10 protein-coding genes and 1 tRNA gene are annotated in these 13400 nt (G+C 70.2%); 3 read left to right on the top strand and 8 right to left on the bottom strand.

The window, feature by feature from the left end:
- The first annotated feature begins 142 nt into the window (after positions 1-142).
- Together ACFV2J_RS07760 and ACFV2J_RS07755 are read left to right on the top strand one after the other, a co-directional pair.
- Entirely contained in the window at positions 143-691 is a 549-nt protein-coding gene (locus tag ACFV2J_RS07760; protein ID WP_148009302.1) for a DNA-binding protein, read from the top strand.
- A gap of 129 nt (positions 692-820) precedes the next feature.
- A complete protein-coding gene (locus ACFV2J_RS07755) occupies positions 821-2485 on the top strand; it encodes a protein kinase (protein ID WP_385092866.1) in 1665 nt (554 codons plus the stop codon).
- A 23-nt stretch (positions 2486-2508) separates the two neighbouring features.
- Here ACFV2J_RS07755 and ACFV2J_RS07750 read toward each other — a convergent pair whose 3' ends face one another.
- Both ACFV2J_RS07750 and ACFV2J_RS07745 read right to left on the bottom strand, forming a co-directional pair.
- The gene (locus ACFV2J_RS07750) at positions 2509-3930 is read right to left on the bottom strand and encodes a hypothetical protein (RefSeq protein WP_385437691.1); all 1422 of its coding nucleotides are present in this window, start codon (positions 3928-3930) and stop codon (positions 2509-2511) included.
- 308 nt (positions 3931-4238) lie between these two features.
- Entirely contained in the window at positions 4239-4367 is a 129-nt protein-coding gene (locus tag ACFV2J_RS07745) for a DLW-39 family protein (RefSeq protein ID WP_003999697.1), read from the bottom strand.
- Positions 4368-4705: 338 nt separating this feature from the next.
- On the opposite strand from ACFV2J_RS07745, the gene ACFV2J_RS07740 reads away from it, so the two are divergent.
- Positions 4706-5074, top strand: a complete 369-nt coding sequence (locus ACFV2J_RS07740) for a DUF6344 domain-containing protein (RefSeq protein WP_385092872.1) — start codon at positions 4706-4708, stop codon at positions 5072-5074.
- A gap of 508 nt (positions 5075-5582) precedes the next feature.
- On the opposite strand, the gene ACFV2J_RS07735 is transcribed toward ACFV2J_RS07740, so the two are convergent.
- From ACFV2J_RS07735 to recF, 6 genes are all read right to left on the bottom strand, one after another.
- Positions 5583-5656 (bottom strand) — tRNA-Ile (locus ACFV2J_RS07735).
- 111 nt (positions 5657-5767) lie between these two features.
- Positions 5768-6547, bottom strand: coding sequence for a DUF3566 domain-containing protein (locus ACFV2J_RS07730; protein WP_385437688.1), 780 nt, complete (start codon positions 6545-6547; stop codon positions 5768-5770).
- Positions 6548-6565: 18 nt separating this feature from the next.
- Positions 6566-9160, bottom strand: coding sequence for a DNA gyrase subunit A (gene gyrA / locus ACFV2J_RS07725; protein ID WP_385437686.1), 2595 nt, complete (start codon positions 9158-9160; stop codon positions 6566-6568).
- Positions 9161-9202: 42 nt separating this feature from the next.
- Entirely contained in the window at positions 9203-11287 is a 2085-nt protein-coding gene (gyrB, locus tag ACFV2J_RS07720; protein WP_385094074.1) for a DNA topoisomerase (ATP-hydrolyzing) subunit B, read from the bottom strand.
- A gap of 366 nt (positions 11288-11653) precedes the next feature.
- Positions 11654-12229 carry a DUF721 domain-containing protein gene (locus ACFV2J_RS07715; RefSeq protein ID WP_385094076.1) on the bottom strand — a complete coding sequence of 192 codons (576 nt, stop codon included), beginning with the start codon at positions 12227-12229 and terminating at the stop codon, positions 11654-11656.
- The gene (gene recF, locus ACFV2J_RS07710) at positions 12226-13350 is read right to left on the bottom strand and encodes a DNA replication/repair protein RecF (protein ID WP_385094080.1); all 1125 of its coding nucleotides are present in this window, start codon (positions 13348-13350) and stop codon (positions 12226-12228) included. The genes ACFV2J_RS07715 and recF overlap by 4 nt, the downstream gene beginning before the upstream one ends.
- Positions 13351-13400 lie beyond the last annotated feature (50 nt).

Genomic DNA, 13400 nt, shown 5'->3' with positions numbered 1-13400 from the left:
CTCTCTCTCTCGCTACCCCCCACGCCCACTATATTGAATACCGTGCGGGGCGGTGCGCGTGTGACAACACTAAAACCCCGGGGGGCGCGCGCCCCCCCCCCCCCCCCCCCCCACGGTTTTGGGGAAGCGATGGGGAGACGCAATGGACGCCGCACAGCAAGAAGCAACCGCAAGAGCCCAGGAGCTGCAGCGGAACTGGTACGGGGAGCCGCTGGGGACGCTCTTCCGTAGGCTCATAGACGATCTGGGCCTCAACCAGGCGCGTCTTGCCGGAGTACTGGGCCTGTCAGCGCCCATGCTGTCGCAGCTGATGAGCGGCCAGCGTGCCAAGATCGGCAATCCCGCGGTGGTCCAGCGGGTCCAGCTGCTGCAGGACCTGGCGGGGCAGGTGGCGGACGGCAGTGTCAGCGCCGCCGAGGCGACCGAGCGCATGGACGAGATCAAGAAGTCGCAGGGGGGCTCCGTGCTCAGCAACACCACGCAGTCGACGAGCAGTTCAGGTGCGCCCACGGTCAAGCGGGTGGTCCGCGAGATCCAGTCGCTGCTGCGGTCCGTGGCGGCCGCCGGAGACATCATCGAGGCCGCCGACACCCTCGCCCCGACCCACCCGGAACTGGCAGAGTTCCTCCGGGTGTACGGCGCCGGCCGCACCTCCGACGCCGTCGCGCACTACCAGTCGCACCAGAACTGAGCCGACGGTCCGGCCGGCCGCACGCCCCGCGCTGGAGGGCTCGCAACGCCGTCCAGCGCCGCGTCCCGGGCCGCCGGGCACCTCGCGGAAGCCGCAGGACCGACTGCCGAAGGGGAGCGACGCACGACCATGGGTGAGGTCTTCGCCGGACGGTACGAGCTGGTCGACCCGATCGGCCACGGGGGAGTCGGTGCCGTATGGCGCGCCTGGGACCGGCGGCGCCGCCGGTACGTAGCCGCCAAGGTGCTCCAGCAGAGCGACGCGCACGCGCTGTTGCGCTTCGTACGGGAGCAGGCGCTGCGGATCGATCACCCTCATGTCCTCGCGCCCGCCAGCTGGGCCGCCGACGACGACAAGGTCCTGTTCACGATGGATCTGGTCGCGGGCGGATCCCTGGTCCATCTGGTCAACGACTACGGCCCGCTGCCTCCCGCCTTCGTCTGCACGCTGCTCGACCAGCTCCTCGCGGGACTCGCCGCGGTACACGCCGAGGCGGTGGTGCACCGTGACATCAAGCCCGCCAACGTACTGCTGGAAGCGACCGGGACGGCCCGGCCGCGGCTGCGGCTCTCCGACTTCGGCATCGCGATGCGGCTGGGCGAACCACGGCTGACCGAGACCAACTACGTGGTGGGAACGCCCGGTTACTTCGCGCCCGAGCAGATGATGGGCGCCGAACCGGACTTCCCCGCCGATCTGTTCGCCGTGGGTCTGGTCGCCCTGTACCTGCTGGAGGGGGCCAAGCCGGACGCCAAGGCGCTGATCGAGTACTTCGCCGAGAACGGCACACCGCCCGCGCCCCAGGGCATACCCGAACCGCTCTGGCAGGTGGTGGCCACGCTGCTCCAGCCGGACCCCCAGGCGCGGTTCCGCACCGCGACGGGAGCGCGCAAGGCACTGGCCTCGGCCGCCGAGCTGCTGCCCGAACCCGGCCCCGACGACGAACTGGTCGAGGTCTTCGACCAAGTCGGCCCGCTCCCCCCGGGGTTCGAACCCACGGGACCGGTGCGGACGGCGCCACGGGCCACCGCCGAGCACACCGCTTCCCGGCCCAGGCCCCCCTCCTCCGGCCCGGCTTCCGGCCGGGGGACGCATACCGGTCAGGTCCCCGATTCCGGCGCCGTCGACCGTTCCGGCTCCGACCCCGCCTCCGGCTCCGTCTCCCCTTCGGGTGCCGCCGGGGCCGCATGGCCCGGGACGGCCTCCAAGGACGTACACCGGGAGCCCGGGTCGCGGGGCGCACGCCCGGAGCCCATCACCGGCGGCATAGGCCACGAGTCGGTCCCCGGTGACGTGACACCACGCTCCGCCCCGGACCCCGTACCTCCGGGGCCGTCCACGATGTCGGACACCGGGAGCTTCCATCTGCCGCCGCCCCGGCCACAACCGCAGGCGCAGCCCGCGCCCCAGCCCCGGTCCCCCGGATCACCGCCCCAACAGGCCCACCCGCAACCGCAGCAGGCATGGCACGAGACGCAGCGGCGTCCCGTCCCGGGTCACCCCGGCCCCCCGCCCGAGCAGCCGCCCACTCCCCCCACGGCGGTGACCGTGCCGCACACGACTCCCCTGTACGCGCGGCCCGTCGACCACCCGCCCGCACCGGTGCCCGCTCCTCAGCGGCCCGCGGATCCGACCGTCGTGGTGCAACAGCACGCGCACGGTTCCGCGGGTTCCCACCGGGCCGTGTCCCGGCGGACGGCCCGCCCCGGACCGCCGGCCCGGGTGACCGTCCCGGTCCTGCTCCTCGCGCTGGCCTGTCTCGCGGTGGGTTTCTGGGCGCTGACGCGGATCTGAACCCGGCCGGCCGTCCCGCGGTTCTACCGGCCCCCCGGCGCCTCGTGGTCCCAGTGCAGGGCAGGGGATGTCGCGGACGGAGCCGTCGCGGCGGCGTCCCCGGCCGCCGCCCATCCCCTGGCCCGCCGCCGTGCGACCGCCGTCCACACCGCGAGCGCCACCAGCAGGGCGGTCCCCGTGCCGAGACCGCCCGCGGCGACCGCCTTCATGTGCGGGTCCCCGCCGTCACCCGAGCCCGCGCGGTCCCCGGGGCCCCCGGCGCCGGCCGCCGCCGTCCCGCCGGAGGCCTCCGCCGGAGCACCGGCCGCGGCGTCGAACACGTCCCGGGGGTCCGCCCGCCCCGCGTACGCCGGACCCGCGTGGGCGGCGCCCTCCACCCGTACCCGCAGCGTCAGCCCGAACGGGCCGTCACCGAACTTGTCGGCGACCTGCGCGGCGAGGTGCACGGCGAGGTAGTACGAACCCGCGAACCGCATACCGCCGGCCCGGTCGTTGAGGGCGTAGCGGTTGTCGTACGCGACGGGCGGCAGCGGATCCAGTGCCGCGGCGCGCTGGCTGCCGTCGTATCCGCAGCCCACGTCGTCGACGAACCCGCGGACGGGGTTGTAGAGGGACACGACCAGGGCCGTGCCCACGAACCCGTCACCACCGGTCGAGCTGCCGAGCTCCACGCCGGCGTAGAACTGCTGCCCCCAGTCGACCGGCACCTTGTAGAAAAGCGTCTGCCCGGGGCTGATCCCGTCCTTCCAGACCCCTTTTCCGAGGACGGCGGCGGTGGCGAACCCCGCACCGCCGGCCCGGGGCCGCGCGTCCCCCTGAAGAGCGTCGGGCGACGCGGAGTTCCACACCTCGGGGGCCTTCGTCGAACCGGCCTTCTTCAGGGCGGGTTCGGACACGTAGCCGAGTTCGAGATCCCAGTCGCCGGGGGAGAGGGACGCGGTGGCCGACGAACCGGACGTGTCGACGCGTTCGACGACCACGTAGTACGTCCCTGCCGCCTGGCACGAGTACTTGGTGGGCCCGATCTCGCGAGACGCCCAGGCGGCGACGGGATGCGGGCTCTCGGAGGCGCCGAAGTGGGCGGCGGAGGAGGAGCAGCGGCGGCTGTTGTCGTCCTGGACGGAGACCTTGACGCCGTCCGCGTAGGAGACCGTGGCGCCCGGCCGGGGAACGGCGGTGGCCGAGACGTACGCGTCGGACGTGGCGTCGAGCGCGAGACGGTAGTAGAGCTTGCCGCCCTGGCCGATGGAGCTCCGGTACGTCCTTCCGGACTCCAGCCGTGCGGCGTTCGTGGTGCTCGTGGTGCCCTCGACCGTCGTGTCGCCCTCGGCGTAGGCGTACGGCTTCGGTGTACCAGACGCCGCCAGGGGAGAGGCTGCCGAGGCCCGCCCCGTGAGCGCGGCCGTCGCGCACAGCGCCGTTCCGAGGGCCAGGGACCCGAGCACCCGCCCGTACCGTGACGGCGCTCGCCGTCCTCCCGTGCGCCGCCGCCCCATCACGCGCCACCCCTCGTCGTAGCCCTGGACCGTGGGCCATCCTGCCCCGCGGGCCACGGGTTCGCCCTTGCTATCTGTACAAGCGGCCGAATTCACATGCCCGGAGAGCAGACGGCTTCACTGATGCAATCGATCCGTGTGCGGTAGCGAACGGGGGGTGGATGCTGAGGCGGCCCGACAGGGACGGGGGCGGGCCGGGAAACACAAAACCCCGACCGCGTGGCGGCCGGGGTCTGCTCTGAGACTGGTGTCGGTACTCACGAACCCGTGGGTACGGAGTCAGTCGCCTCCGTCCACAGATCCTGCTCGGCGCGATCCGCCTGGATCTGGCGGTACACGAGGAGTCCGCCGATGGCGGCCAGTGCGACCAGGAGAAGCTTCTTCACCGCGCGACCTCGTCCTTCTTGACGTAGGGGACCTCTGGCGCCCGACTATACACACCGACCGATATCGACCGGTGACCTGCATCGACCCCCAACTCCCCTCTGGTGGAGAGCAGTAGGACGGGGTGTGCCCACACCGATCTGAGGGTGATCACACCTCACACACGGTGACCCCTTCTTCACCATTTCGCGGTTTTTCGGGGCTTAAGAGACGTCTTGCGTCCATATGGGTGGTGTTCATCGGAACATCAACGCGCCACGAGCGTCGGTCCACCACTTCGCGGCCCGCTTACACATCATGAGGAAAGTACGCAAATCGCCTGACCCGAAAGTGAGGGGCCATGACCCAGAACCAGGTCATGAAGCTGTGGACCGTCATCGTGACCGCCTTCCTGGCGCTCTGCACGACGCTCGGATTCATCACGACCACCGCGGCCGCGGCCGTACCGCAGGCCGGAGCGACGCACAAGAGCGCGGCCCCCGCGACGGTGCCGGCGGTGACTCCTCCCTGGACAGCGTCCTACAGCCGGGCCCTGCCCCCCACGATGAAGCAACGTATCCACGCCGAGGCCCACGGCTCCTCACCGAGCTGCCGCCACCGCCCGCGGGTCGACGCCGAGACGAGCGGCCTCAGCGCCCTGTGCGCCCCCGACGCGACGACCGACCGTGACACGTCCCTCCAGCACGGCGAGGCGCCCCTCCAGCGCTGAAGCGCACCGCGCCACCTCGGTGAACCTGCCCCTCCTGCCCGACGTAGCGGCGAACTTGCGTACACCGCCACACCCGGAATCCGAAGGCCCGGCACCTCGAAAGAGCTGCCGGGCTTTCTCATGTACGGACGCTTTCTCCTGCACGGACCTCGGAGGAACTCGCACGGCTCCCTGCTCCCCATGGTTCGGCGGTCGGATCACCTGGGCGTGTTCGGATCGCCCTGGGCGCGTACCGCGCCGCCATGACTCCGGCCGCCGCCCGCACGCTCGCGCAGGAGGCCGTGCGGTGGCCGTCGGCGATCAGGGTCCGGACCCTGTCGAGGCCCGCGACGGACGCCACGAGGATCGCAACACCCACGTCGCCGAGCCCGCCGGCGCGTTCTCATGGGGCGAGGCCGGCGACATCCGCGTCGAGCACGACCAGGCCGACGATCGATGCCGGTCGCCAATGCCGAAGCGCCAAATGCCGAAGGCCCCCAGTCCATCTGGACCGGGGGCCTTCATACTGTGGGGCTAACAGGATTTGAACCTGTGGCCTCATCCTTATCAGGGATGCGCTCTAACCAACTGAGCTATAGCCCCGCCGCGCTTTGCGGTGTGTGTCCCGCGCGCTGACCTCTGAAGATTAGCGCACGACGCGGCCAGTCCCAAAATCGGTATCCCGGGCCCCTGGCGGAGGCTCGGAAGCCGCTGTTATTCGTCCTCCGCGAGGGTCAGCTCGATGCCGCCGACAAAGCCCGCGGAGAGGTTGTAGATGAAGGATCCGAGCGTCGCGAGCGCCGTGGCGAGCACCACGTCGATGACCGCGATGATCGACGTGAACAGCAGGACGTTCGGCAGCGAGAGGAACGACTGAAGGTCGAAACCGTTCGACTCGTTCGACCCGGTCGCCTCGGAGATCGTGCCGCCGACCGTCGAGAAGACGCCCATGGCGTCCATGACCATCCACAGCACCGCCGCCGCCACGATCGTGCAGATGCCCAGCGCGATGGAGAGCAGGAAGCTGACCTTCATCACCGACCACGGGTCGGTCTTGGCCACCCGCAGCCGCGCCTTGCGGGTACGCGGCGTGGTGCGTGCCCCGGTCCGCGGCCGGCGCACGGCGCCCGACGGCGACTGCGCCGCGTACGCCTGCGGCGGGTGGTACGGCTGGGAGGGCTGCTGCGGTTGCCGCTCCCCCGGCAGTGCGGAGGCGGCCGCCGCGGCGCCCGTACCGGAGGCCGCGGGGGCCCCCGGCTGAGTGGTCGGCGCACCGGGCGCCGCCTTGGTCGCGGCGGGACCGGCCGCGGCCGCCCCGCCCGGAGCCGCGGGGCCCGCTCCGGCCGCGTACTGCTGGCCCTGCGGACCTCGGGTGTCCGTCACAGTTCCCCCCTGGGATCCATGAGAGTCATGGGAGTCAGTCGAGTCCGTGGCGGGGCCACGGCCGCCGTCCGTGTCCGTACCGGTCGGTCCGGCGCCCGTGGCTCCGCTCACGAAAACTCACTCCTCGCGCTACTCGGACGAGGACTGTTCGCCCTCGTCCGTACCGACGGCCTCGATGCCCTCGGCGGTCTCGTCGTCGGCGCCCTCGCCGTCGACTTCCTCCGCCTCGCGGCCGGCCTCGGCGTTACGTGCGATGCCGACCACGGCATCGCGCTTGCCCAGGTTGATCAGTTGGACGCCCATGGTGTCACGGCCCGTCTCCCTGACCTCGTTGACTCGCGTACGAATCACACCGCCGGACAGGGTGATGGCGAGGATCTCGTCGGTCTCCTCGACCACCAGCGCGCCGACGAGAGAGCCGCGGTCCTCGACGATCTTGGCGGCCTTGATACCGAGGCCGCCGCGACCCTGGACGCGGTACTCGTCGACGGCGGTCCGCTTCGCGTACCCACCGTCTGTGGCAGTGAACACGAACGTACCGGGTCGAACAACATTCATCGAGAGCAGTTGGTCCCCCTCGCGGAAACTCATGCCCTTGACACCCGAGGTGGCGCGGCCCATCGGTCGCAATGCGTCGTCCGTTGCGGTGAACCTGATCGACTGGGCCTTCTTGCTGATCAGAAGCAGATCGTCCTCGGCCGAGACAAGTTCGGCTCCGATCAGTTCGTCATCGGATCCGTCCTCCGTCTCCCGGAGATTGATGGCGATGACGCCGCCCGAGCGCGGGGAATCGTAATCCTTCAGTGGCGTCTTCTTCACCAGGCCGCCCTTGGTGGCCAGGACCAGGTAAGGCGCCGCCTCGTAGTCACGGATCGCGAGGATCTCGGCGATCGCCTCGTCCGGCTGGAAGGCCAGCAGGTTCGCCACGTGCTGCCCGCGGGCGTCCCGGCCGGCGTCCGGGAGCTCGTACGCCTTCGCCCGGTAGACACGGCCCTTGTTCGTGAAGAACAGCAGCCAGTGGTGCGTCGTGGAGACGAAGAAGTGGTCGACGATGTCGTCCTGCTTCAGCTTCGCCCCGCGCACACCCTTGCCGCCCCGCTTCTGCGAGCGGTAGTCCTCGGTCTTGGTGCGCTTGATGTAGCCGCCCCGCGTGATGGTGACGACGATGTCCTCTTCGGCGATCAGGTCCTCCATGGACATGTCGCCGTCGAAGGGCACCAGCTTGGAGCGGCGGTCCTCGCCGAACTTCTCGACGATCGCCGCGAGTTCCTCGCTGATGATGCCGCGCTGACGCACCGGCGAGGCGAGGATCGCGTTGTACTCGGTGATCTTCGCCTGGAGCTCGTCGTGCTCCTGGATGATCTTCTGGCGCTCCAGGGCGGCCAGTCGGCGCAGCTGCATCTCGAGGATGGCGTTCGCCTGGATCTCGTCGATCTCCAGGAGGGCCATCAGGCCCTCTCGGGCGATCTCGACGGTGTCACTGCGCCTGATCAGCGCGATGACCTCGTCGATGGCGTCCAGGGCCTTCAGGAGGCCGCGCAGGATGTGCGCGCGCTCCTCGGCCTTGCGCAGCCGGAACTTCGTCCGGCGGACGATGACCTCGATCTGGTGCGTCACCCAGTGCCGGATGAACGCGTCGAGCGACAGCGTGCGCGGGACGCCGTCGACCAGCGCCAGCATGTTGGCGCCGAAGTTCGACTGCAGATCGGTGTGCTTGTAGAGGTTGTTCAGGACGACCTTGGCGACCGCGTCCCTCTTGAGCACGATCACGAGCCGCTGGCCCGTGCGCGAGCTGGTCTCGTCGCGGACGTCCGCGATGCCGCCGACCTTGCCGTCCTTCACCAGGTCGGCGATCTTCTGCGCGAGGTTGTCGGGGTTCGTCTGGTAGGGGAGCTCGGTGACCACCAGGCACTGGCGGTTCTGGATCTCCTCGACCTCGACGACCGCGCGCATCGTGATGGAGCCACGGCCCGTGCGGTACGCCTCCTCGATGCCCTTGCGGCCCACCACGAGGGCGCCGGTCGGGAAGTCGGGGCCCTTGATGCGCTCGATCAGGGCGTCGAGCAGCTCCTCGTGGCTCGCCTCGGGGTTCTCGAGGTACCACTGGGCGCCGGACGCGACCTCGCGGAGGTTGTGCGGCGGGATGTTGGTGGCCATGCCGACCGCGATGCCCGCCGAGCCGTTGATCAGCAGGTTCGGGAACCGGGCCGGCAGGACCGTCGGTTCCTGGTTGCGGCCGTCGTAGTTGTCCGTGAAGTCGACGGTCTCCTCGTCGATGTCACGGACCATCTCCATGGACAGCGGCGCCATCTTGCACTCGGTGTAGCGCATGGCGGCGGCGGGGTCGTTGCCCGGCGAGCCGAAGTTGCCGTTGGAGTCCACCAGCGGCATCCGCATCGACCACGGCTGCGCGAGACGGACCAGCGCGTCGTAGATCGAGGAGTCGCCGTGCGGGTGGTAGGTGCCCATGACGTCACCGACGACACGGGCGCACTTGTAGAAGCCCTTCTCGGGCCGGTAGCCGCCGTCGTACATCGCGTACAGGACGCGACGGTGGACGGGCTTGAGACCGTCCCGTACGTCGGGCAGCGCGCGGGAGACGATGACGGACATCGCGTAGTCGAGGTACGAGCGCTGCATCTCCGTCTCGAGCCCGACGGGCTCGACGCGGAGGACGATCTCGCCGCCTTCTTCAGGCGTGCTCGGAGTGTTCTCGTCGGCCATTGCTGGTGAAGATCCTTTCTGCTGCGGTCAGCTGAGACCGACTCAGATGTCGAGGAAGCGGACGTCCTTGGCGTTGCGCTGGATGAAGGCGCGGCGTGCCTCGACGTCCTCGCCCATCAGGACCGAGAACAGGTCGTCGGCCTGAGCGGCGTCGTCCAGCGTGACCTGGCCGAGGACGCGGTGCTCCTGGTCCATGGTCGTGATGCGCAGCTCCTCGGCGTTCATCTCGCCGAGGCCCTTGAAGCGCTGGATCGAGTCCTCGCGGACGCGCTTGCCCGCCTGGCGGCCGAGCTCGGTCAGCGCGTCGCGCTCGCGGTCCGAGTACGCGTACTCGAAGTCGTCCCGGCCCCACTTGATCTTGTACAGCGGGGGGCGCGACAGGAACACGTGCCCGGCCTCGACCAGGGGCCGCATGAAGCGGAACAGGAAGGTCAGCAGCAGGGTGTTGATGTGCTGGCCGTCGACGTCGGCGTCCGCCATCAGGATGATCTTGTGATAGCGGAGCTTCTCGATGTCGAAGTCCTCGTGGACCCCGGTGCCGAAGGCCGAGATCAGCGCCTGGATCTCCTGGTTCTGGAGGATCTTGTCGATCCGCGCCTTCTCGACGTTGAGGATCTTTCCCCGGATCGGGAGGATCGCCTGGTACTGCGGGTTGCGGCCGGACTTGGCGGAGCCGCCGGCGGAGTCGCCCTCGACGATGAAGATCTCGCACCTGGTGGGATCGTTCGACTGGCAGTCGGAGAGCTTGCCCGGCAGGGACGCCGTCTCCAGGAGGCCCTTGCGACGGGTCAGGTCACGGGCCTTGCGGGCCGCCACGCGCGCGGTGGCCGCCTGGATGGACTTGCGGATGATGTCCGCGGCCTCGTTCGGATTGCGGTCCAGCCAGTCCGTGAGGTGCTCGTGCACGACCTTCTGCACGAAGGTCTTCGCCTCGGTGTTGCCCAGCTTGGTCTTGGTCTGGCCCTCGAACTGGGGCTCGCCGAGCTTGACCGAGATGATCGCGGTCAGACCCTCGCGGATGTCGTCACCCGTGAGGTTGTCGTCCTTCTCGCGCAGCAGCTTCTTGTCGCGCGCGTACCGGTTGATGAGACCGGTGAGCGCCGCGCGGAAGCCCTCCTCGTGCGTACCGCCCTCGTGCGTGTGGATGGTGTTGGCGAAGGAGTACACGCCCTCGCTGTAACCGGTGTTCCACTGCATCGCGACCTCGAGGGAGAGCATGCGCTCCTTGTCCTCGGCCTCGATGTCGATCACGGTCTCGTGAACGACGTCCCCCTTGCGGGAGTTGAGGTACTTCACGAAGTCGACGATGCCGCCTTCGTAGTGGTACGTGACGGTCTTGACCTCGGCCTTCTCGTCCGCCCCGGCCTCGTCGGCGCCCGCCGTGGCCTTGGCCGACTCGCGCTCATCAGTGAGTTTGATCGTCAAACCCTTGTTGAGGAACGCCATCTCCTGGAAGCGCCGCGAGAGCGTCTCGAAGGAGTACTCCGTGGTCTCGAAGACGTCCGGATCGGCCCAGAAGGTGACCGTCGTGCCGGACTCGTCCGTCTCCTCGTTGCGCGTCAGCGGGGCCGTGGGGACGCCCAGCTTGTAGTCCTGCGTCCAGCGGTGGCCGTCACGCCTGACGTCGACCGCGACCTTGCTGGACAGCGCGTTGACGACGGAGACACCGACGCCGTGCAGACCGCCGGAGACGGCGTACCCGCCGCCGCCGAACTTTCCGCCCGCGTGCAGCACGGTGAGCACGACCTCGACGGCCGGCTTGTTCTCGGACGGAACGATGTCCACCGGGATGCCGCGGCCGTTGTCGATCACGCGCACGCCGCCGTCCGGCAGGATCGTGACGTCGATCGTGTCCGCGTGGCCGGCCAGCGCCTCGTCGACGGAGTTGTCGACGACCTCGTACACGAGGTGGTGGAGTCCGCGCTCACCGGTGGAGCCGATGTACATGCCGGGTCGCTTGCGGACCGCGTCCAGACCCTCGAGGACGGTGATGGCACTGGCGTCGTACGAGGCGGTGACCTCGCCGTTCGAGGCGGTGGCCCCGGCGACGGCGCCTGCGTCGGTGGACGGGATGTTCTCGTTGGGGTTGCCGGAATCGGCCACGAAGCGCCCTTTCTGGCACAGCACAAACCAGGCTCGTCGGCGGGTTGCCGGAGCGGCTGCGGCACGTTGCGTTGGTAAGCCTTGATCAGCGTTGCTCAGCTTCTCCCGGGCGGTCCCCCCAAGTGGGGGCGGGATTAGCTTCCAGTCTACCGGTAGCGCCGACAGTGATGGGGGTTTGCCGGTACCTGAGTCCGCATGTGCCGCCCTGAACCCGCCTCGCCCGACTCCCCATATGCGGCCCCGGGCTCAAAGCGGCTCACAGAGGCACTCAGCGCTTCCGGATGTCAACCCTTCGCTACTGCGGAGTCAGGTCGGTGTTCGCAACCGCGTCCGGTTGCCCGTGCCCGCCGCGGGCGCCCGTGGCCGGCGGCCGGTCCGGGCGGGCGAGGGTCACCCGTAGGTGTCGCCCGGACCCGTGCTCCCGGGGGCGCGCAGGGGCCCGAACCGGCGCGCGGGGCCACCCGGGCCCTGCACCTTGATCAGCCTCACGGTGCCGTGCCCGAGGTCCTGGTTCAGCCGCGCGACCAGCTGCGGGGCGAGCAACCGCAGCTGCGTGGCCCAGGCGGTCGAGTCGCATTGCACGGTCAGCACCCGCTCGGCCGGGTCGTCGTCGTAGCGCAGCGGAACGCAGTGGTTGGCCAGGTCGTCGCCGACGATCTGCGGCCAGCGCCCCATCACGCCGCCCACCGCGGCCGGGGTCTCCCAGCCGCGCTCGGTCAGCAGCCGGTTGATCGCGGCGCCCAGCGCCATCGGGTCGCGCCCGTCGGCGCGCGCCCCGGAGCGCAGGCCGCCGCCGCGCCGGGCCTGCCTCTTCTGCTGTGCCGCGTCCCCACGCGCGCGTGCCTGCTCCTTCGCGGCGCGCAGCGCCACGCGCGCGAGATCGACGCCGGTCGGCTCGGGGGTCTTCCGGGCCGCCTCACCGGGCGGCGCGGACGGCTCGGGGATCCGTGGTGTGTTCTCCGTCATACTCGCTCCACGGTGCCCTCCGAGACGGCGTAGCGGGTCCCCGCCAGGACGCCCGGTACGTCGTCGTCGACCGCCGCCGTCACGAGCACCTGCTCCCCGGGAGCCACAAGTTCCGCGAGGCGCTCCCTCCGGCGGCTGTCCAGCTCCGCGAAGACGTCGTCGAGGACCAGGACCGGCTCGTTGCCCTCGGCCCTCAGCAGGTCGTACGAGGCCAGTCGCAGCGCCAGCGCGTACGACCAGGACTCGCCGTGTGACGCGTATCCCTTCGCGGGCAGCTCGCCCAGCTTGAGCAGCAGCTCGTCCCGGTGCGGGCCCACCAGGGTCACGCCGCGCTCGATCTCCGGTTTGCGGGACTCCGCGAGGGCCGCCATCAGCTGCTCGTACAGCTCCTCGCGGGTGTGGCCGGTGAGGAGCTGTGAGGAGGGCTTGTACTCCAGGGCCACCGGGCCCCCGCCGGGTGCCAGCTGTTCGTACGCCTTGTCGGCCAGCGGCTGGACCGCGGCGACCAGGTCGAGCCGCTGGGCGAGCAGTTCGGCGCCCACCCGCGCGAGGTGCTGGTCCCACACGTCGAGCGTGGAGAGGTCCATGGTGCGGCCGCCGTGGCGGCGGGCCAGCGCGGCCGACTTCAGGAGGGTGTTGCGCTGCTTGAGGACCCGCTCGTAGTCGGAGCGGACGGCCGCCATCCGCGGGGAGCGGGCGGTGATCAGTTCGTCGAGGAAGCGGCGCCGCTCGCCGGGGTCGCCCTTGACCAGCGCGAGGTCCTCGGGCGCGAACAGCACCGTCCGTACGATGCCGAGCACGTCACGGGGTTTGACCTGCGAGGACCTGTTGACGCGGGCGCGGTTGGCCCGGCCGGGGTTCAGCTCCAGCTCGATGAGCTGCTGGCGTTCGCCCTGTCTGACGTTGGCACGGATGACCGCCCGCTCGGCGCCCATCCGCACGAGGGGCGCGTCGGTGGAGACGCGGTGGCTGCCGAGGCTCGCGAGATAGCCGACGGCCTCGACCAGGTTCGTCTTGCCCTGGCCGTTGGGGCCCACGAACGCGGTGGCGCCCGGGTCGAGCGGGACCTCGACCCGGGCGTAGGAGCGGAAGTCGGCCAGCGACAGATGCGTGACGTGCATGGTCGTTCGCCGACCTCCCCCGGAAGACTCCGGTCCCCGGCCTCTCGGCC

The organism is Streptomyces sp. NPDC059668 (assembly GCF_042734135.1).
GTDB lineage: Bacteria > Actinomycetota > Actinomycetes > Streptomycetales > Streptomycetaceae > Streptomyces.
The sequence above is the reverse complement of the archived record's forward strand: the minus strand, read 5'-3'. Positions and strand labels throughout refer to the sequence as shown.

Coding starts and splice junctions, on each gene's coding strand:
- ACFV2J_RS07760 (WP_148009302.1), top strand. CDS start 143: ATGGACGCCGCACAGCAAGAAGCAACCGCAAGAGCCCAGGAGCTGCAG.
- ACFV2J_RS07755 (WP_385092866.1), top strand. CDS start 821: ATGGGTGAGGTCTTCGCCGGACGGTACGAGCTGGTCGACCCGATCGGC.
- ACFV2J_RS07740 (WP_385092872.1), top strand. CDS start 4,706: ATGACCCAGAACCAGGTCATGAAGCTGTGGACCGTCATCGTGACCGCC.
- gyrA (WP_385437686.1), bottom strand. CDS start 9,160: ATGGCCGACGAGAACACTCCGAGCACGCCTGAAGAAGGCGGCGAGATC.
- ACFV2J_RS07715 (WP_385094076.1), bottom strand. CDS start 12,229: ATGACGGAGAACACACCACGGATCCCCGAGCCGTCCGCGCCGCCCGGT.
- recF (WP_385094080.1), bottom strand. CDS start 13,350: ATGCACGTCACGCATCTGTCGCTGGCCGACTTCCGCTCCTACGCCCGG.